The 19,706-nt window shown below is 62.5% G+C and carries 20 protein-coding genes; 11 read left to right on the top strand and 9 right to left on the bottom strand.

From position 1 onward, the window contains the following. The 3 genes from ctaD to HHL24_RS28035 form a co-directional block, all read right to left on the bottom strand. Positions 1-2,019, bottom strand: coding sequence for a cytochrome c oxidase subunit I (ctaD, locus tag HHL24_RS28045; protein ID WP_169488605.1), 2,019 nt, complete (start codon positions 2,017-2,019; stop codon positions 1-3). A gap of 16 nt (positions 2,020-2,035) precedes the next feature. Continuing rightward, on the bottom strand, positions 2,036-3,049 hold the full coding sequence (gene coxB, locus HHL24_RS28040) for a cytochrome c oxidase subunit II (RefSeq protein ID WP_169488604.1): 1,014 nt from the start codon (positions 3,047-3,049) through the stop codon (positions 2,036-2,038). 302 nt (positions 3,050-3,351) lie between these two features. Then, positions 3,352-3,597 carry a hypothetical protein gene (locus tag HHL24_RS28035; RefSeq protein ID WP_169488603.1) on the bottom strand — a complete coding sequence of 82 codons (246 nt, stop codon included), beginning with the start codon at positions 3,595-3,597 and terminating at the stop codon, positions 3,352-3,354. Positions 3,598-3,860: 263 nt separating this feature from the next. On the opposite strand from HHL24_RS28035, the gene HHL24_RS28030 reads away from it, so the two are divergent. The 3 genes from HHL24_RS28030 to HHL24_RS28020 all read left to right on the top strand — a co-directional run bounded on the left by HHL24_RS28030 (position 3,861) and on the right by HHL24_RS28020 (position 7,609). Continuing rightward, positions 3,861-5,207 carry a PQQ-dependent sugar dehydrogenase gene (locus tag HHL24_RS28030; RefSeq protein WP_169488602.1) on the top strand — a complete coding sequence of 449 codons (1,347 nt, stop codon included), beginning with the start codon at positions 3,861-3,863 and terminating at the stop codon, positions 5,205-5,207. A gap of 317 nt (positions 5,208-5,524) precedes the next feature. Further along, positions 5,525-5,716, top strand: coding sequence for a hypothetical protein (locus HHL24_RS44155; RefSeq protein WP_230417603.1), 192 nt, complete (start codon positions 5,525-5,527; stop codon positions 5,714-5,716). A gap of 120 nt (positions 5,717-5,836) precedes the next feature. Beyond that, positions 5,837-7,609, top strand: a complete 1,773-nt coding sequence (locus HHL24_RS28020; RefSeq protein WP_169488601.1) for a peptidoglycan D,D-transpeptidase FtsI family protein — start codon at positions 5,837-5,839, stop codon at positions 7,607-7,609. 74 nt (positions 7,610-7,683) lie between these two features. Here the strand turns inward: HHL24_RS28020 and HHL24_RS28015 are convergent, their stop codons facing one another. Further along, complete coding sequence (locus HHL24_RS28015; RefSeq protein WP_169488600.1) at positions 7,684-8,799, bottom strand: GGDEF domain-containing protein; 1,116 nt, start codon at positions 8,797-8,799, stop codon at positions 7,684-7,686. A 364-nt stretch (positions 8,800-9,163) separates the two neighbouring features. Between HHL24_RS28015 and HHL24_RS28010 the strand changes: the two genes are divergently transcribed. Beyond that, positions 9,164-9,421 carry a DUF2866 domain-containing protein gene (locus HHL24_RS28010; RefSeq protein WP_120295794.1) on the top strand — a complete coding sequence of 86 codons (258 nt, stop codon included), beginning with the start codon at positions 9,164-9,166 and terminating at the stop codon, positions 9,419-9,421. A 22-nt stretch (positions 9,422-9,443) separates the two neighbouring features. On the opposite strand, the gene HHL24_RS28005 is transcribed toward HHL24_RS28010, so the two are convergent. Beyond that, on the bottom strand, positions 9,444-10,082 hold the full coding sequence (locus tag HHL24_RS28005; RefSeq protein WP_169488599.1) for a glutathione binding-like protein: 639 nt from the start codon (positions 10,080-10,082) through the stop codon (positions 9,444-9,446). A gap of 65 nt (positions 10,083-10,147) precedes the next feature. Between HHL24_RS28005 and HHL24_RS28000 the strand changes: the two genes are divergently transcribed. The 3 genes from HHL24_RS28000 (at position 10,148) to HHL24_RS27995 (ending at position 11,536) form a co-directional block, all read left to right on the top strand. Beyond that, complete coding sequence (locus tag HHL24_RS28000) at positions 10,148-10,828, top strand: TetR/AcrR family transcriptional regulator (RefSeq protein ID WP_169488598.1); 681 nt, start codon at positions 10,148-10,150, stop codon at positions 10,826-10,828. A gap of 99 nt (positions 10,829-10,927) precedes the next feature. Next, the gene (locus tag HHL24_RS44645; RefSeq protein WP_268966746.1) at positions 10,928-11,056 is read left to right on the top strand and encodes a hypothetical protein; all 129 of its coding nucleotides are present in this window, start codon (positions 10,928-10,930) and stop codon (positions 11,054-11,056) included. A gap of 111 nt (positions 11,057-11,167) precedes the next feature. Next, the gene (locus HHL24_RS27995; RefSeq protein ID WP_169488597.1) at positions 11,168-11,536 is read left to right on the top strand and encodes a hypothetical protein; all 369 of its coding nucleotides are present in this window, start codon (positions 11,168-11,170) and stop codon (positions 11,534-11,536) included. A gap of 71 nt (positions 11,537-11,607) precedes the next feature. On the opposite strand, the gene HHL24_RS27990 is transcribed toward HHL24_RS27995, so the two are convergent. Beyond that, entirely contained in the window at positions 11,608-12,237 is a 630-nt protein-coding gene (locus HHL24_RS27990; RefSeq protein ID WP_169488596.1) for a LysE family translocator, read from the bottom strand. A gap of 126 nt (positions 12,238-12,363) precedes the next feature. Here HHL24_RS27990 and HHL24_RS27985 point away from each other — a divergent pair, with 126 nt between their 5' ends. The 4 genes from HHL24_RS27985 to HHL24_RS27970 all read left to right on the top strand — a co-directional run bounded on the left by HHL24_RS27985 (position 12,364) and on the right by HHL24_RS27970 (position 15,795). Then, positions 12,364-12,984: an IMPACT family protein gene (locus tag HHL24_RS27985; RefSeq protein WP_169488595.1), complete on the top strand. Its 621-nt coding sequence runs from the start codon at positions 12,364-12,366 to the stop codon at positions 12,982-12,984. A 244-nt stretch (positions 12,985-13,228) separates the two neighbouring features. Beyond that, the gene (locus tag HHL24_RS27980) at positions 13,229-13,768 is read left to right on the top strand and encodes a hypothetical protein (protein ID WP_169488594.1); all 540 of its coding nucleotides are present in this window, start codon (positions 13,229-13,231) and stop codon (positions 13,766-13,768) included. Positions 13,769-13,930: 162 nt separating this feature from the next. Then, positions 13,931-14,551, top strand: a complete 621-nt coding sequence (locus HHL24_RS27975; RefSeq protein WP_169488593.1) for a LysE family translocator — start codon at positions 13,931-13,933, stop codon at positions 14,549-14,551. Between the two features lie 266 nt (positions 14,552-14,817). Further along, entirely contained in the window at positions 14,818-15,795 is a 978-nt protein-coding gene (locus HHL24_RS27970) for a 2-dehydropantoate 2-reductase (RefSeq protein ID WP_169488592.1), read from the top strand. A gap of 89 nt (positions 15,796-15,884) precedes the next feature. Here HHL24_RS27970 and HHL24_RS27965 read toward each other — a convergent pair whose 3' ends face one another. From HHL24_RS27965 to oxlT, 3 genes are read right to left on the bottom strand one after another with little or no spacing between them, the layout of a single operon-like run. After that, complete coding sequence (locus HHL24_RS27965) at positions 15,885-17,336, bottom strand: aldehyde dehydrogenase family protein (protein WP_169488668.1); 1,452 nt, start codon at positions 17,334-17,336, stop codon at positions 15,885-15,887. Continuing rightward, positions 17,326-18,270: a LysR family transcriptional regulator gene (locus HHL24_RS27960; RefSeq protein ID WP_169488591.1), complete on the bottom strand. Its 945-nt coding sequence runs from the start codon at positions 18,268-18,270 to the stop codon at positions 17,326-17,328. Before HHL24_RS27960 ends, HHL24_RS27965 begins: the two co-directional genes overlap by 11 nt. Positions 18,271-18,300: 30 nt before the next feature. Continuing rightward, entirely contained in the window at positions 18,301-19,641 is a 1,341-nt protein-coding gene (oxlT, locus tag HHL24_RS27955; RefSeq protein ID WP_169488590.1) for an oxalate/formate MFS antiporter, read from the bottom strand. Between the last annotated feature and the right edge of the window lie 65 nt (positions 19,642-19,706).

Raw genomic sequence — 19,706 nt, 5'->3', positions numbered from 1 at the left:
TCAGTCTCCCGTCTCGCTCACGGTTTGCGGCTCGCGCTGGAGCAGCGCGCGTTCGGGCCACAGCCACACCACGATAGTGATTGCGCAAGCGAGCAGCATCGCCGCCGTAAAGAGTTCGGCGCGCAATACGAGCCCGGCGAAGACGAGCATCGCGAACAGGCCGAGCCAGAACGGCGCGTACGAATCGCCGGGCATCTTCAGGATCACATCCGGCTGGCCTTCGAGCGCCGTAGTGCCGAGCGCCTCGCGGCCTTCGCCCAGCAGGAAGCCCTCGTCGAGCCTCGAGCGGCGACGCGGCGCCTCGCCGGCTGTCTCCTCTCCCAGCCTGCCTTCCCACAGCGGATGACGGCTCGCGACGAAAGGCAGCACCGCGAAGTTATACGGCGGCGGCGGCGACGATACCGACCATTCGAGCGTCGGCGCATCCCACGGGTTATCGCCAGCGATGGCGCCGCGTCTGACGCTATAGAGCAGATCGACAAGGAATATCAGCACGCCGAACGCGAACACGAACACGAACGATCCGAGCGAAGTCACCAGATTCACCGTGTTCCAGCCCATGTCGGCCGGATACGTGTAGATGCGCCTCGGCATGCCAAGCAGCCCGGCGATATGCATCGGGAAGAACGCGACGTTAAAGCCGATAAACATCACCCAGAAACCGATTTTGCCAAGCCGCTCGCTCATCATCCGGCCGGTGAATTTCGGAAACCAGAAGTAGATGCCGCCGATCACCGGAAACACGTTGATGCCGAGCAGCACATAGTGCAGATGCGCGACGACGAAATAGGTATCGGTCAGTTGCCAGTCGAACGGCACGGCGGCTGTCATCACGCCCGACACGCCGCCCACTACGAACAGGAACACAAAGCCGGCGAAGAACAGGAACGGTACGCGCATAACCGGCCTGCCCGTCCAGATCGTCGCAATCCACGCGAACGTTGCCACCGCGCTAGGCACCGAGATCACCATGCTGGCCGCGCCGAAAAACGACAGTGCGAGCGCCGGGATACCGGTTGCAAACATATGATGGATCCACACGACAAATCCCACCAGCATGGTCGCCACCGTCGAGAGCGCCACCGGCCCGTAGCCGACCAGCGGTCGGCGGCAGAACACCGGTAAGGCATCCGAAACGATCCCCATCGCCGGCAGCACGACCGCGTAGACCCATGGGTGCGCAAAAATCCAGAACAGATGCTGCCAGAGCAACGGCCGCCCGCCGTTGAGCACGTCGAAGAAATGGGTGCCCACGCGCCGGTCCAGCCACAGCATAAAAAACGCCAGGCTCACGGACGGCACCGCGAGCAGGTTGGCGCATGATGCGGTCAACGTACCCCACACCAGCACCGGCATACGGTCGAGCGACATGCCCGGCGCGCGCATCCGCAGCAGCGTGACGACAAAGTTGATCGAGCCGACCGTGGTCGAAATGCCGAGCAGCACCATGCCGAGCGCGTACACGTCAATGTTGGGTCCGGTGTCATACTCCAGCCCGGACAGCGGCGCATAGTTGAACCAGCCCGCATTCGGTGCTTCACCAAGCGGAAAGCTCGCATAGAGAAACAGGCCCGCGAACACGAACACCCAGTAGGAAAACGCATTGAGACGCGGAAACGCCATATCGCGCGCGCCGAGAATCAGTGGCCACAGATAGTTCGAAAAGCCGGATAGCACGGGCAGTGCGTACAGGAAAATCATCGTCACGCCGTGCATCGTGAAGAGCTGGTTGTACTGTTCAGGCGTCAGCAGCGTCGCGTTGGGGCGCGCCAGTTGCACGCGCATCAGCAGCGCTTCGATGCCACCTGCCAACAGGAACACAAAGGCCGTCACCAGATAGCGCAGGCCGATGGTCTTGTGGTCGACTGTGGAGAGCCAGCCGCGCCAGCCCGGCCGCGCTTCCCACAGTTCCCGCAGGCGCGCTTCCTCAACGCTGCCCGGTTCGATGCGGCCGATGCGCAGCGTGCGCGTCAACCTCAATCCCTCGGGTTGCGCTGGAGACACTGTGGTATCGGCCATCGGCTGGGCTCCTTCGTCAGTGCAGCGTGGACAGATACGCGGAGAGCGCAGCGGCATCCGCTGCGCTCAACGTAATGGACGGCATCAGCGAGTCAGGCTTGATCCGTTGCGCGTGCTGGACCCAGTCGAGTTGATGCGCGGGCGTGTTGGTGAGCGCCCCGGCGGCCAGCAGGCGGCGCGAGTCCAGATGCGTCAGATCGGGTGCCTCTACGCCCAGCGCGTCGGTGCCGCGCACCGTGTGACAGCCCGCGCAGCGCTCGCCGAAGAGCCGCTGCCCCGCGGCTGCATCAGCGCCGCCCACCGGTTGCGCGGTCTGCCCCTGCGCGAGGCGCCACGCGTCGAAATCCTGGGCGCTTTGCGCGATCACTTCGAATGCCATGTGCGCATGCTGCGCGCCGCAGAACTGCGAACACTGGCCGCGATAAGTACCGGGCCGGTCGGCCTCGATCCATTGCTCGTTGATCTGACCGGGAATCGTCTGCGTCTTGCCGGCCAGTTGCGGCACCCAGAATGCGTGGATCACATCGGCGCTCTGCAGTTCGATCTTCACCGGCTCACCGACCGGAATATGAATTTCATTGGCCGTCACGAAGTTGCGCGCCGCGTCGGGCGCGTCGCTGTAGGTCACTTTCCACCACCAGTCGTACGCTGTGACGGTAATCGTCAGGTTCGGCTGCCGGGCAGGTGCCGCGACGGTTTCGAGGGTCACCAGCACATAAGCAAGTGTCACGAACAGCACGACCGACGTCACACCCGTGCCGACATAGATCCACGCAACCCCGCCGCTATCCGCATGCAGCGCAGCCGGATCGGCACGCGGCCGGCGGCGCGCAATGGCGACGAGCAACAGCACCGCTATCAGCGACGACACGGCTACCGCCAGCGCGGTGAGCATCCAGCCCAAGTGCATGGTGGGCGCCGCGGCGGGACCGGCCGAGTGCAGGAAGTAGTTGAGAGGTGCGATGCCCGGCGCCGGTTGCGCGGCGGCCGGCGTCGCGGCAAGCCATGCCGGTGCGGCCCACATGCGCATTGCAGGGCAGCCGCACCGTGCCATCGTGAACCGCCGCCGTATCCGCATCTGTCCCGTCTCCGTGAGTCCAGGTTTCGCGGCAGACGCCTCGAACGGAGAACGTCCTGCGTGTGGCAAGTAGCAAAAAATGGGCCGCACAATGAACCGCACCCCAGAGGTTGGATCGGTGTCCAACTTTTGGGGTGCAGTTCAGTCGGCGATGGTGCAATGCAGATGAACAACTCGGCAATGACGCCGCGTCTTACCCAGACATCCGCGCCGAGCCGACGGGCACTGCTGCGCTGGCCGCGGCCAGCGCGCAACTATGGTTTGCGAACCGCGCCCGGCGGCACGGGATTCTTGTCCTGCGCAGACTGCAGCGCGTTTTCGGAGCGGCTATGTTTGGCCTTCTCCTGCGCATCCCGCGCGCTTTGCACGGTATCTGATAGCGGGTTCGTGCCGGCCTCCCTTTGTGCGTCAGCCGGCCTCGTGCCGCGACCGCCGCCTGCGCGCATGTCCTTTTCACCTTCCTTGCCGCGCTCGTCAGCGTGGCCTGCCATGTGTCCCATGATGTCCTCTTCGCGATGACTGCTTCCTGTTAGTGATTCCACTTCTTCCGCCGCTGGGCGATCCGCGTCGTATTCGGCGCGCACGCCCTTGGGGTGCCACGGCTCCCTATGGCATCACCAAAGCTCGTAATAATGTTAGCTCGCAGCAAGCGCTGTACCCGGCATGCTGCTTTTACAAGGAGGGGCCCGTCGGCGAGCATTCTTTGCAGGCCGGTTTCTTGCTGCCCGATCAATCACAACCCAATAATCCTCATCGCTCGACCATGCGCCTGCTCAAACATCTGGCTGCTTTATCGGTTTTGCCTCTCGCCGCCTGCGCGATCGGACCATCAAGTTCGAGCGATACCGGTTTCGGCGCTTCGCCTGCCATACCGGCTGCAGAATCGACATTGATTCCCACGGTCAATATCGCGCCGGTTCAGGCGCGCCCCGCCGGCTTCATGCCCACCGCTCCAAATGGTTTTTTGGTCACCGAGTTCGCCGGCGGCCTGGCGCACCCGCGCTGGCTCTATACGTTGCCCAACGGCGACGTACTGGTGGCGGAAAGCGATGCACCCAAAGAGCACGACGAAGGGAGTGGCATATTCGGCTGGATCAGACGGCAAGTCATGAAGCGCGCAGGCGCGGGTGTGCCGAGTCCCGATCGCATCGTGCTGTTGCGCGACGCGAACGGCAGCGGCGTCGCTCAGATGCAAACCGTATTTCTCCGCGACCTGCACTCGCCGTTCGGCATGACGCTGATTGGCAATCAACTCTACGTTGCCGATACAGATGCCCTGCTGCGCTTTGACTACGTGACGGGCGCCACGCAGATCACCCTCCCTGGAACGAAGGTCGCCGATTTGCCAGCCGGCCCGATCAATCATCACTGGACAAAAAATATCCTTGCGGATCACTCAGGCAAACATCTTTACGTCACGGTGGGATCGAATAGCAACGCCGGGGAAAATGGCGTCGATACCGAACAGGACCGCGCGCGGATCCTTGAATTTGACGTGGACACCGGCCGCTTGCGTCCCTATGCGACAGGATTGCGCAATGCCAATGGCCTCTCCTGGCAACCGGAGAGCGGCGCGTTGTGGACCACGGTCAACGAGCGGGACGATCTCGGCAACAACCTCGTACCCGATTACATGACCGCGGTAAAAGATGGGGCGTTCTATGGATTTCCTTATAGCTACTACGGCCAGCACATCGACACGCGAGTCAAGCCCCAACGTCCCGATCTGGTTGCCACTGCCATTGCACCAGACTATGCCCTCGGCAATCACACGGCGTCGCTCGGCCTTGTCTTTTACGACCAGACACTGTTCCCACCGCATTACCGGGGCGGCGCATTTGTCGGCCAGCACGGCTCATGGAACCGCAAGCCGCGCACCGGCTACAAGGTGGTGTTCGTGCCATTCGCCGACGGCAAGCCTGCCGGCGCCCCTGAGGACTTTCTGAGCGGCTTCTTAACGCCGGACGGCCACGCAGTGGGGCGGCCAGTTGGCGTCACGCTGGATGCGCATGGCGCCCTGCTCGTGGCGGACGACGTGGGTAACGCTGTGTGGCGAGTCGCGCCGCTTGGCGCCGTCAAGTCGGCGCAAGTCGGGCCAACGGGCAAATGATCCCGTGCCGACGTCGGTGGTGATCACCGGCATTGACAACGAGAAGGTGCTCCCCCTCCTGCACCTAAAACGTCATGAGCGCGAGTTACGGACGACTGCTCGCATTCACAGCGCAATTGGCCGACAGCCGCGATTTTTCTCTCCCACCTGATGGGAGCGCGAATGCTCGCTCACTTTGGACCGCTTCGGCCTGTGCCTCGTCCGCACCGTCACCGCGCTCGGCGGCGGCACCGTGCGCGACGTGTTGCCTAGCCACTCTCCCCTTGCATGGATCTCGCATCCAGATTACGTTCTGATTACAATCAGGGCAGCGCCGATTGCCGCGACCGGCGCCAAATGGCTGCGCAACTGGCAATGGCTGTTCGTCACGGTCGACGGCGTCGTTCACGGTCATCGGTTGCGATGCCGCCGCGACGCTGGAAGTGCGCCCGGCGATCGTCGTGCTGGCCGTGCGGTTTCGCTGGCAACTCAAGGTATTCACCGCCGCCGATTCGGGCGGCGCAAGCTAATCCCGCTGCACGCCACGCGTGCTGCTTTCACTCGAGGAGCACGCTCGACAGTCACGCGCAACAAGCCGCCGGCGTCGCCGGTTTCCGCTCGTAACGCATTGCTGTTCGTTATCCGCACTCATGGTCCAAAAGAAGAAATCGCAGTCGCACGATCCGTACGCACCCGTCGCGAAGAACCAGCTGCTGGCCGCGCGCCTGCCGATGTGGCGCTCGAAACTTGTCATCCTGCTGGTGTTCGGCGCGTTCGCGTCGCTGGCGGGGCGCGCGTTCTGGGTGCAGGTGGTCAATCAGGACTTCTACGTCGATCAGGGGCAAAAACGCTATCAGCGCACCATCGAACTCGATGCGACGCGCGGGCGCATCGTCGATCGCAATGGCTCGATGCTCGCCGTCAGCCTCGCGACCTATGAGATCTGGGCCTCGCCCAAGCTGCTCGACGAAGCCGCGTTCGCACCGCTTTCGAAGCTGCTCGAGCTGCCGCTGGCGGAACTGCGCCGGCGTCTGAACGGCGACAAGACCTTCGTGCTCCTCAAGCGCCAGGTGGATGCCGACACCGCCGATCACCTCAACAAACTGGGCCTCGCCGGCATCACGCAGATCGCAGATTCGAAGCGCTTTTATCCTGAAGGCGAATCGGCGGCGCACGTGGTCGGCTTCACGGATATCGAGGACAACGGCCAGGAAGGCGTCGAGCTCGCCGCCAACGAGCAACTGCTTGGCATGCCAGGCCAGCGCGAAGTGATTCGCGACCGCCTCGGCCGGGTGGTGTCCGAGACCCGGCCGCTCGTGCCCGCGCAGAACGGCGACACCATCCATCTGACGATCGACCGGCGCATTCAGCAGCTCGCCTACGCGCAACTGAAGGACGCCATTGCCAAACATCACGCCGAAGCCGGCAGCGTGGTCGTACTCGATGCGCGCAACGGCGAGATTCTCGCGCTCGCCAATTATCCGAGCTTCGATCCCAACGACCGCGCCCGTCTCACAGGGCGGCAGCTGCGCAATCGCGCGGTAGTCGACACCTTCGAGCCGGGCTCGACGATCAAGCCGGTCGTCGTCGCGCTGTCGATGGACGAAGGCAAGGTGCGTCCGCAAAGCATCATCGATACCGCACCGGGCTGGTACAAGATCGGCCCGGCCGTGATTCACGACACGTCGAATCATGGCGCGATGACGGTTGCCGAAGCCGTGCAGAAATCGAGCAATATCGCGCTCGCCAAGCTCGCACTGAATCTGCCCGCCGAAAAGATATGGAATAAGTATCAGGAATACGGGCTCGGGTTGAGGCCCGAGCTGACCTTTCCGGGTGTCGCGTCAGGCAAGGTGCGCCCGTACAAACGCTGGCGTCCGATCGAGCAGGCAACCATGGCGTACGGCTACGGTCTGTCCACTTCGCTGCTGCAGATCGCACAGGTCTACACCGCTTATGCCGGTGACGGCACCATGCATCACGTGAGTCTGGTGCGTAAAGACAGAAACGCGGACAGAAACGCGGACAAAGACGCGGACGGGAACGCGGGCGCGAGTGGCGCGGCGCAGGCCAGCGACAAGGGCCATGCGGTCACCACGCCCGCCACCGCGCGCGCGATCCGCTCGATGCTCGAAATGGCGACCGGCCCGGGCGGCACAGGGCGCGCCGCGGTGGTGGAAGGCTACCGGATCGGCGGCAAAACCGGCACGGCGCGCAAACAGGTCGGCGCCACTTACGCGAAAAGCCGTTACCGCGCGCTGTTTGTCGGCATGGCGCCGATGAGCGATCCACGACTGATCGTCGCCGTCATGATCGACGACCCGGCCGGCAAGGTGTTCTATGGTGGGACGGTGGCCGGCCCGGTGTTCGGCGCGGTGACGGGTGGAGCGCTGCAATTGCTGGGGGTGCCGCCGGATGCGTGAGGCGGCCCCGCTTCCGTGAATCGCGCGGCGCCGTTTCAGCGGCGAGGGTTAGCGCAGCGGGTTAGCGCAGCGGGTTAGCGCAGCGCGTTTTCGCTGCCCGCTTTCGCCAGCGCCTCGATGCGGTTGCGGCCGTTGCGTTTGGCCTGATACATCGCCCGATCAGCTTCTTCCATCATCGCGTGGCCGTGCGCGGCCGCGTCGGCCGGCGTACCGGTAATCGTGCGCGCCGCGACGCCGATCGACACGGTCAACGCGATGCGTTCGCCGTGGTCGTCCTGCAAATGCAGCCTTTCGACAGCCAGCCGCACGCGCTCGGCCACCGTCAGCGCATCGGCCCGATCGCCTTGCAGCAGCGCGGTGAATTCTTCGCCACCGTAACGCGCCACGGTATCGCCCAGCCGCACCTGCTGCCGCACACAGGCCGCCACCGCTGCCAGAGCGCGGTCGCCGGTCTGATGTCCGTAGGTGTCGTTGATACGCTTGAAACTGTCGATATCGATAAAAAGACACGCAACCGGCACGCCATACCGGACAGCGCGCATGATCTCCTCGCGCATCCGTTCATCGAAGTAGCGGCGATTGGCGAGACTGGTCAGCGAATCGGTCATGCCGAGTTGCTTGAGCCGCTCGCGATGCGCGACATTGTCAAGACTCGCCGTAACGATGCTCGCAAAGCGCTCCAGAATATCCGTGGCCATGCCTTCAGCGAAACGGCCGGGATCGTCGCTGCAGAGGCATAGATAGCCACTGACGGTATCGCCGGCGGCAAGCGGCAGCAAGATCGCACTCCCCGGCGTATCGGCATTGCCGAAGAACGCGCGGCGCGCCGTCTCATCCAGCTCGCCCAGCTTGCCCAGCCACGGCCGGCCGTCGTCGCACAGACCAACAGCAGCGAGGCCGCCTTCGCGTGACGTTCTCAGGTTGGGCTGATCGAGCGCATGCAAAGCGCCCGGCTCAAGGAGTTCGAGCAACATCGGCGCGCGGTCGTCGAGCCACACCACCACGCTCGCCAACGAGAATTCTTGCGGCAGATGGCTGAACAGCGTGTCGAGAAACGACGCGAAATCCCGCGCGCCTATCAACCTCAACTCGACGTTCTGGAAGCGGCGCAGCGTGCGCTCGTTGTGCTGCACAGTATCGACGAGCGAGCGAAGGCGGTCTGAAAGAGGCGTTTGAGCGAGATTCGTCACGTTATCAACGATGCGGGCCCGGAGGCGAAGCGGGGTCGGCGCCCCCAATCGCTCTAATAACGGCCAATTCCGCGAGGTCTTGAGGGTTGGATCACCACGCCACGCAAAACAGCAGCTCACCGAGGCGATCGGGCAAGGCGCTCAGGCAAGGCGCTCAGGCAAGACAATCAGGCAAGACAATCAGGCAGAGGGATCAAGCGCGGGATTTTGAGCGCGATCTTAAGTCTGGCTTAATTCTCGCCTGTAACTATCACGCACAACATCCCCTGTTGAGCCGCCAGAACATCGGCGGCGCTTTTTTCTAGAGGGGTGTCGCCGACGCGCCGATAGATGGACAGCATGCCTGCGAAGAAGGAGTCAAACGATGGTGGAAGACACGGTATTCGAGCATTTGCGCGCGATGCCCGGCAACGAATGGGTGCGCCAGATCCACTCGTGCAAGGTCTCGGACCCCTTGCAGCCCCCTTGGGGACGCTCGTACAGACTCGTCGAATGGACCATGAAGCACACCCCCGAGTCGAGCCGCCGCGTCGTGCCCGCGGAAAGCACGCCACTCGAAATTGCACAGGCGGTCGTGTCGCACATTCCGGGGCGCCGCTTCTGCCAGCACAGCGACGACTAATCGCGCAGCCTGCAACCTGCCCTCAGCTTTTCGCGCGCTTCGCCACTTCTTCTTCAAACAGGGCGATTTCTTCCGCAGCGGCTTTTGCGACACTCGGGCGCTGCATCAATCGCTTGTAGTAATCAGCAACCGCCGGCCATTGCGACAGAGCGATCCCGCCATACGACGCCCAGTTCAGCACGGTGACCAGATAGGCATCGCCCACGCTGAACGTGTCGAGCAGAAACTCGCTTTGCGCCAGATGATCTTGCAGAACGCCCAGCCGTAACGCGGCCTTGTCGCGCGCATAGCGCTTCACGTCTTCGGGGGCGCGCGCATCGAGTAGCGGCACGAACACCGCCTTGTGCAACTCGGTACTGATAAAACCCAGCCATTGCTGCAGCCGCGCACGCTGCGCCGTGCCTGCGGCGGGCGCGAGCCGTGCGGCCGGGAAATGATCGGCCACATAAGGCAGGATCGCCGTGTTTTCGCTCAACAGCCAGCCTTCGTCCGTGCGCAGCACCGGCACCTGCCCAAGCGGACTGATCGGATAGAAGTCCGAGCCATCCGGCAACTGCTTTGACTTCGTGTCGACCTGAATGTACCCAGCCTGCGCCCCCGCCTCGTACAACGCGATTCGGGTGGCCAGTGAGCAAGCGAGCGGCGAGAAGTACAGATCCATGAGGAATTCCCTGTCGTTAGTGTTTTTGTACTATATTGCATATAAATCACTTCCGCCACATTTTTATGCCGACCAGTACAAAAAAAGAAATTCGCCCTCGCGGCCGCCCGCGTGCCTATGATTCCAACCAGGCGCTCACCGATGCAACAGACGTGTTCTGGCGCAGCGGTTACGCGGGCACCTCGCTGGATCAATTGAGCGCCGCGACCGGCATGAACCGCCCGAGCCTGTACGGCGCATTCGGCGACAAACATGCGTTGTATCTGACCACGCTCGAACGTTATATCGAGGCTGGCCGGCTCGCGATGGTTCATGCGCTCGGCGAGGACCTGCCATTGCCGCAGGCGCTGCTGCGCGTTTATGACGGCGCACTCGCGTGGTACTTGCCCGCCGACGGCGATCCACTTGGTTGCTTCATGATCGGCACCGCCGCGGTTGAAGCAGTGGATGACGCCGAGGTCCGCACAGCGCTTGCCGAAGGACTGCGTACCTACGACAAGGCCTTCGAGAAACGCTTCAAGCTGGCGCAGGTCGCGGGCGAACTGGCCGCCGATGCGCAACCATCCCTCCTCGCGAAGCTCGCGTCGGCAATCTTGCATAGCCTCGCATTACGCGCTCGCGCGGGCGACTCGCGCGCGTCGCTGCGGGCGACAGCGGTTGCAGGGGTAGCGTTGTTATGCGGCAATGCTGGCGAGTCACCTGTGCCGCCAACGGGTATAGCGACAGCGAAAGGACGTGGACGCTAGGCGGAAGGTGTTTCGCGCGCGTCGTTCAGTTTCCAACTCAGATCATAGGCAACCGGATAGCAGCGCCTTTGCAATGCTTGACAGTCACGGAGACCGGTTATGCCTATGATGGGCTCATCCTCCCCGACACCTTATGGTTTCGACATGAGCTATCCATACGACCTGATTACCGCCACGTGTCTTTTCATCATCGTGGTCTCCACCTCCATCATGCTCGCGCTCACCTGAGCGTGGTAACACCCTCTCTTGCAGAGGTTGCGAGCCGGTGAACGCGCGCTACGCGTTTCCGTGGAAAGACGGGATATACTGTACGCATATACAGTACTTTTCGTCTGAGCAATGCGCCTTCCTCCCTTCGACCCTCCCACGCTCGCCGAGTTGCGCGCCTGGTGGCGCACGCGCGACGAGCAGGCCATCCAGCGGCTCATCCTCGAAATCCAACGCCAACGGCTCACGCTGCTGGAGTTGCGCAACCTGATCGACAGCGGCGTCCAGCAGGCGCGCGCCACCGACCGCACGCTGGTCGAGCGCGGCGAACCATTAATGACGCTACGCATACGGATCGCGCAGGAAGTGCTGCGTGTTGGTGATATCGACGATACGCGGCAGATCAGCCGCGCCCAACAGGAAAGGCTCGCCGTGCGCACCCAAGGCCAGATGGAATACGCACGCGAAGGCCGCCTGAGGCGGCAGCGCCGGAATATCTAGCTCAAGGGGGCCAGCGTATTTCCGCGCGCCCGAACGAAAAAACGCCTCACGGCTAGGTCAATACCGCTGCGTCAGCGCGTTTGCGTCGCGACGCGCAGGCCGAGCGAAATGAACAGCACGCCGATGATCTTGTTTTGCCAGCGGCTAAGCCATGTCAGGCGTTTGACGAGTTTGCCCAGCGGACGAATGGTCAGCACGATCAGCGTTGTATAAAGCGCGCTCATACCCACGAAAATCAGTCCGAGTGTTGTGAACTGCAGGAATGAGGAGCCATGCTCAGGGCGAACGAACTGCGGCAGGAACGCGAGGAAAAACAGCGCGGTCTTGGGGTTCAACACTTCGGCGGGAATCGCCTGAAAGAAGGCTTTAGAAGCGGATATCGGCGCGATCGCCGCCGGCAAATGGGCGCTCGCCTGCTTTTCGCGCAAGGCGCGAATGCCCAGATAGACGAGATACGCGGCGCCGACGAATTTCACGGCATTGAAGGCGAGTGCCGACGTCATCAACAGAGCCGACAGCCCCACCGCTGCGCCTAACGTGTGTATGAAATCGCCAACTGCGATACCAAGACCGGTGAGAATGCCGGCCTTGCGCCCACCATGCACCGTGCGAGTCAAAACCAGCAGCACGGCCGGACCGGGAATCAGAAAGAGCCCCAATACAACGGCAACGAACGTTCCTAGCGTAGAAAGATCAAGCATGTCGTCTCCTTGGTCGCGCACCCGATTCAGCAGACAGGCACGCGTTTAGCGGACGATTATAGACATTCGCCGGTTACCCGTCGGCGATCCGTTACCATTGCGAGCACAGGGCCGCATGAGACCTCCATGAGGCCGCATTTTTCATCCACTGAAGTCTTTGCCTTGCCCACCTATACCTTGCCCGCGCCGCTCTCCGCGGAACTCGAGATTCGCAAGAGCCGTTTCATCGCGCATGCGATACCGGTCGCCGACCGCGACGCCGCGATGGCCGAGTTGCGGCGTCTGCGCGACGAGCATCCTGGCGCGACCCATGTGTGCTGGGCGCTGCTGGCAGGTGGCCAGTCAGGGATGTCCGACGACGGCGAGCCGTCCGGAACCGCGGGCCGGCCAATTCTCGAAGTGCTGCGGCATCATGATCTGGACGGCGTGCTCGCGGCCGTCGTGCGCTATTACGGCGGCGTGAAACTGGGCGCCGGTGGGCTGGTGCGAGCCTATACCGATGCGATTGCCTCGGCGCTATTGGACGCGCCGCGGGTGGAAAGGATTGCTCAGGTTACGCTGGTCGTCGAAGTGAGTTACGCCGATGAAGCGAAAGTGCGCAGATGGATCGAGGCTGAAGGTTACGGGCTCGTGGACAGCGCCTACGGGATGCTGGTGAAGATGACTGTCCGCCTACCCGTCAACGCGGTAGATGACGCCCGGCTAGCCCTGGTGGATATGACTCAGGGCAAAGCCGGTTTCTTTTGATTGGGCTGCCCTCTGAGAGGGGACTGTTTCGATCGGTCGAGAATTCCGGCCCCCGATCCTGTTTAGAGGATGCACGAGATTGGCTCGCTGTTACCATGCTGCTCTGTACCGGGATGACTCAACTTAAAAGGCAACTCCTCTGACCTCGACCGCCGCTTTTTCCAGCACAGCGCCCGCGTCGCCGCAACAGAGTCAGTCTCTGCGGCAATCGCCCGGCCCCCTGCGTCCGGCCCTGAGATCCGCAGTGCTCAAGGGTTGCAGCGCCGTCGCACTGCCGTTGATGCTATCCGCCTGCTCCTGGTCGTGGTTCGGGCTGAATAGCCCACCGCGCGCGGCCGCGCATTCAACCGGCTGGCTCAGCGTCGCCCCCGCCCGCGATTTCGTCTACATGCCGGCTCGCAACGGCGAGGTTTCGCCGAACCGGATCGAAAACACGGCGATGACCGGCATCGTGCTAAAAAACGACATCAACGAGGCCGTTCGCAACGGCATCGCGAGCAGTTTGCAGGTCGCCGGGTTTCATCTCACCGAGGGCAGGAAGGTTCTGAGCGGCAGCATCGAGAAGTTCACGGTAGACGACACGCGGTCGCCGGCATTCTGGACACTGAAGATGCGCTACGTCGTGACCGATGCCGCGACCCAGAAAGTTGTGTTCTCAACCACTAAGACGGTCCGGCAGAAATCGCCTAAATTCACCAGTAATACCATCGCCATCGAAGACACGGTCAGGCTGAGTGTCGATGCGTTGATCAGCGACCCGGGCTTCGTTAAATCGGTGAATTGAGCGGACGGACCGAATCGGCACGCTCCGCCGATTCGCTACAATCGGGAAAGATCGGGAATACGCAGAATCGCGCAGAATCGCGCAGAGTCACGGCGTCATGGGCACCTGCCGTCTCGCGCGCCCGATTCGTTGCAGTCCCGCCCCTTCTCCGTGCGAGCCGTCATGTCTATCACCACCTGGCTGTTCTTCCTGCCCGCCTGCTTCGCGATCAATCTCGCGCCCGGCCCGAACAATCTTCTATCGATCAACATCGCCGCGCGTCACGGCTTCATGACGGCGTTCGTCGGCGGCACCGGCCGGCTTGTCGCGTTCGCGTTAATGCTGGTGTTGGCGGCGACCGGCCTCGCCGTCGTGCTGCACGCATCCGAGTGGTTCTTTCTTGCGATCAAACTGGCCGGCGCCGCGTATCTGATCTGGCTTGCCATCCAGTTATGGCGCAGCGACGCGCCGGCCATCGATACGACCCAGCAGGACGACGCGTCGCTGTGGCGGATTGCGCGGCAGGAGTGTCTCGTGGCCGCAGGCAATCCGAAGGCGATTCTGGTTTTCACCGCATTTTTGCCGCAGTTCGTCGATATCGCCAAACCGATGCTGCCGCAGTTCGCGGTGCTCGGCGCGAGCTTTCTGGTACTCGAATGGGTGGCGATCGCGCTCTATTCCTGGGCCGGCATGCACCTTGGCAAATGGCTGGTTCGCGCCAAGGTTCGCCGGTGGTTCAATCGCTGCTGTGGGACGTTTCTGGCGGCAATCGGCGTGAGCTTTCTGCTGGTTCGGCGGACATAACACGCCTGATCCGAAGCCCAATACTAAGCTTAGCGAACTATCTCGCCAGTGACGCTCCGGCTGTACAGCACCCTCTCGCACCGTCGGAAACCGGCATGATATCCGGCCCATTTGCGCAACCATAAACGATAGCTAATACACGGTCACAGAAACTTTAACTGTCTGTAATCGTCCTGCATCCTTATGCTCGAAGAGTGACCCGCCGCCGCGGCAAAACGAGATGCGGCATCGGGCAAGCGAGTTCTCATAGTCATAGGGGCGGCATTATGAAGATCTGTATCTTCGGAGCAGGAGCGATTGGCGGTTTGATGGGCGTGCAACTGGCGCGTGCCGGCGCGGATGTGAGTTTCGTCGCGCGCGGCGCGCATCTTGCGGCAATGCGCGAACACGGCGCGCGCCTGATCATGGACGGCGAAACCTACAGCGCGCCGGTACGCTGTACGTCCGACCCGCGCGAACTCGGCGTGCAGGATGTCGTGATCGTCACGCTGAAGGCGCATTCGCTGCCCGGCGTGGTCGACACGATGCAGCCGCTCCTCGGCAAGCACACGGCCATCGTCACCGGCGTCAACGGCATTCCCTATTGGTACTTTTACCGGCACGGCGGAAAATTCGCCGGCACGCGCCTCGCCAGCATCGACCCGGACGGCAGCCAATGGACGAAGCTCGGCCCCGAACGGGCGATCGGCTGTGTGCTGTATCCCGCCGCGGAAATCGTCGAACCGGGCGTCATCAAACACGTGTACGGCAAGAAATTCCCGATCGGCGAGCCGAGCGGCGAACGCACGCCGCGCATTCAGCAATTGCACGAAATCATGCAGGCAGCGGGATTCGACGCGCCGATCCGCGACAATATCCGCGATGAAATCTGGCTCAAGCTGTGGGGCAATCTGTGCTTCAACCCGATCAGCGCATTGACCCACGCCACGCTCGATGTCCTCACCAGCGACCCCGGCACGCGTGCGGTATCACGCACGATGATGCTCGAAGCCAAACGCATTGCCGATCAGTTCGGCGTGCATTTTCGCGTCGATGTGGAGAAACGCATCGACGGTGCGGGCGCGGTCGGCGCACATAAGACCTCGACGCTGGTCGATCTCGAGAACCGCCGTCCAATGGAGATCGATCCGCTCTTGACGGTGGTGCAGGAAATGGGGCGTCTCGTTGCCGAGCCCACCCCGACTATCGACGTCGTGCTCGCTCTCGTCAAACTGCGCGAACGGATGGCATTGCAGGGCGATTGAGCGCCAACTCGCTCCTCGACCAACATCTCAATCTTCAGCATTCAGGACGAAAGGATCGAACGCCACGCGTTCGATCCTTTTTTTCACCGCTATTGATCGATCGCCAGCCACACCGCCTTCGGCTCGGTGAAGTTTTCAATCGCCACGTCGCCATGCTCGCGGCCAAAGCCGGAATCGCCGGAACCGCCCCACGGCAAGCGCACGTCGGTATAGCCGTAGGTATTGATCCACACGGTGCCCGCTTTCAGGTCGCGCGCCACCCGATGCACGCGGCCGATATCCGCGCTCCATACGCCGGCCGCGAGGCTATACAACGTGCCATTGGCGATACGGATCGCATCGGCTTCGTCGTTGAAGCGAATCACCGTCGCCACCGGCCCGAAGATCTCCTCCTGCGAAATGCGCATTTCATGCTCGACATCGGCGAACACCGTCGGCTCGACGAAGAAGCCGCGCTCGCCCACACGCGCGCCGCCAGTCACAAGCGACGCCCCTTCGGCGCGCCCTGCCTCGACATAGCCGAGCACGGTTTTCATCTGTGCGGCGGAGATAAGCGGCCCCATCGACGTTTCGCGCGCCGCCGGATCGCCGACCTTGATCGCCTTCGCACGCGCCGCGAGACGCTCGACAACTTCGTCATAGACATCACGGTGGGCCAGAATGCGCGAGCCGGCCGAACATACCTGGCCGGTGTTGAAGAAGATGCCTGACGCCGCGGCTCGCACCGCATTGTCGAGATTCGCATCCGGGAAGATCAGATTTGCCGACTTGCCGCCGAGTTCCAGCGTGACGCGCTTGAAGTTGCCGGCCGCGCCCTGCAGAATGCCCCGCCCCACGGAAGGCGAACCCGTGAAAGTCACTTTATCGATACCGGGATGCGCCACCAACGCATCGCCGACCACCCGCCCCTTGCCGGTGACGATGTTCAGTACTCCCGGCGGCAAGCCCGCTTCGAGCGCGAGTTCGCCGATGCGCAACGCGCTCAGCGGCGTAATCTCCGCAGGTTTGACGATCAGCGTGCAACCGCACGCCAGCGCGGGGGCGATTTTCCACATGCCGATCATCAGCGGGAAATTCCACGGCACGATCGCGGCGACCACGCCGACCGGCTCACGCAGCGTGTACGTCAATGCGTCAGGACGTACCGGCACGACCTGTCCATTGATCTTGTCGCACCAGCCTGCGTAGTATTCAAGCGTATCGATCGCTGCAGGAATATCCTGGCGCATCACCGCCGAGATCGGTTTGCCGGCGTCGAGGCTTTCGAGCGCGGCGAGCTCCTCCAGATTTGCGCGCATCAGCCCGGCGAGACGCATCAGGATGCGGCCTCGCTCGGCTGCCCGAATCGAATTCCATACCTTCAACGCGGCGCGCGCCGCATGTACCGCGGTATCGACATCGGCAGCGCTACCTTGCGCGACCAGCGCGATCGGCTCTTCAGTCGCCGGGTTGATGTCGACGGAATATTCACCGGTGCCGGGCGGCAAACGCTTGCCGTCGATCAGCAGATCATGGTGCCTGAGGTCGGTTTCAGTTTCCATCATGAAGCTCCTTGCGTGGAATGTCGCGTGGGCTAACTGGCAGCGGATCGGCGAGCGCAGCGAACTGCGCCCACGCCGCAGCAGCGTTGGGTCTGAGGGAGCGGTTGCGGCGATGCACGAGCAGCGTCGTCAGATTTATCTCGGGAACCAGCGGCCGGCTCACCAGTGACGCGGCGGGCGCGGGCCAATATCCACCGACAGGTAAGACGCCAACACCGATACCCAGCTCGACCATGCGCGACACCGCCGCGACGTGCCCGAGTTCCTGCACCGGCCGTCGCTTCAGGCCATGCGCGCTGAAGGCGAGCTCAAGCGCGGCGCGCATGCCCGCATCGGCATTCAGGGTGACGAGCGCCCATTCCTGCAATGCGCTCCATGCGACGCTGGCTTGCCGCGCCAACGGATGCGCGGGCGGCATCACTACGTGCAGTGGCGTCGTGAAAACCACTTGTGCGTGCAACTGATCGGCGCTCAGGGGCTCCGCCACCGAGACCACGCCGAAGTCCACCTCCCCCTGCTCGACACTCGCGAGCACACTGCTTTGCGGTTGATCCTTGACGGACACGATCAGTTCGGGAAATGCCGATGCGCAACGGGCAAGCCCCTGAGCCACCCAACTCGACGACAGCACAGGATTGCTCGCCAGCACAACCACGCCGGTGTGTCCGTCGTAAGCGGCACGCTCCTCGCGCAGCGTCAAGTCGATTTCATCGAGCAGGCGGCCGATTCTGCGCTCGAGACTCGCGCCCGCATGAGTCAGTTCGACCTGGCGTGTGGTGCGGTCGAACAGTTTCAATTCGACAGCGTCTTCAAGTTCGCGCACACAACGGCTCACCGCCGACTGTGTCAGATCGAACTCGCGCGCCGCGCGCGTGAAGCTCCGTTCACGCGCAACGGCGACGAACACCTTGAGTTGCTGCAACGAGACATTCATGAGGTCACTGCCGGGTGTGGGCCGGTCACCCTATTCCCCTGTCTGCTCAGGCCAGTGGCTAAGCCGCGAGGCCTTGCTGCCGGCAACGGCCAGCGCGCCCTGGGGCTCGTTGTGTACTTCGATCCAGCGCGAACGCATTGGCGCAAGAATGAACTTCGCCGAGATGCCCGCGGCGATCGTGACGACGGCGGAAACGATAAGGACGAGACTCCAGCCGCCGGTGGCCGACAGTACCGAAGCAATCGGCACCAGCAGCGACGCCGTACCCTTCGCGGTGTAAAGCGTGCCCGCATTGGCCGCCGCGTATTTGCTGCCGAACGTGTCGGCGCAAATCGCCGGGAAGATCGAGAAAATTTCGCCCCAGAACAGGAAGATCAACGCGGCGAACGTCATGAACGCATACGGGTTGCTGCCGTACTGCATAAGGCCGAGCAATGCGAGGCCTTCACCGATGAAGATCACGAACATTGTGTTTTCGCGGCCGAGTTTGTCAGAGATGAAACCGCACAGCGGACGGGTAAAGCCGTTGCAAATGTTGTCGATGGACAGCGTGGCAGTGAGCAGCGGCAAGGTCATGCCGAAGATCGTCATCGGGATGCGTGCGAGTCCCCAGTCTTTCGCGATCGGACCGATTTGCGCCGTCGCCATCAGGCCGCCCGCTGCCACCGCGACGAACGACACGTAGATCACCCAGAACACCGGCGTCTTGATCATCTGGCCCGGCGTGTAATCGACCTTGGTGACTGCGAACTTCTTCTTCGGTGCGGCTTGCTGGCGCAAGTTCGGCTTCTTCAACAGCAACGCGAGCGCGAGTATGCAAGTACCCTGCAGGATGCCGAAGAAAAAGAAGGTGTGCTCATAGCCGGTGCGCGTGATCATGTTGGCGATCGGAATGACGGTGACGGCCGCGCCGGCGCCAAAACCCGCTGCAGTCAGACCGGCCGCAAGACCGCGGCGATCCGGAAACCACTTCAACGCATTGCCGACACACGTACCGTACACACCGCCCGCACCGATCCCGGCAATGACCGCCGACACATACAGCATCGGCAAGGTCGTCGCATACGAATTGATGACCCACGCGAGACCGGCGCATACCGCACCGCCGGCGACCACCGGGCGCGGACCGAACTTGTCGACCAGCCAGCCCTCTACCGGCACGAGCCATGTTTCAGTGAGAATGAAAATAGCAAAGGCGAGTTGAATGGATGCTTCACCCCAGTGATGCCGCGTATTCATCGGCGTGACGAACAATGTCCATGCGTATTGCAGATTGGCCACCAATGCCATGCACATCATGCCGATGACGAGCTGCCACCAACGGTTCGCCCAGAATACGCGAGCCGTGGTCTGCTGAGTGATATCGTCCATGCGCTTTGTCTCCGCTTTTTATAGAGTGCGGCCGCCCGTCGCGCCGCACAGTTATGCGTCTCGCC

Source organism: Paraburkholderia polaris (genome assembly GCF_012927345.1).
Taxonomy (GTDB): domain Bacteria; phylum Pseudomonadota; class Gammaproteobacteria; order Burkholderiales; family Burkholderiaceae; genus Paraburkholderia; species Paraburkholderia polaris.
This window is presented reverse-complemented; position numbering and strand designations above follow the sequence as displayed.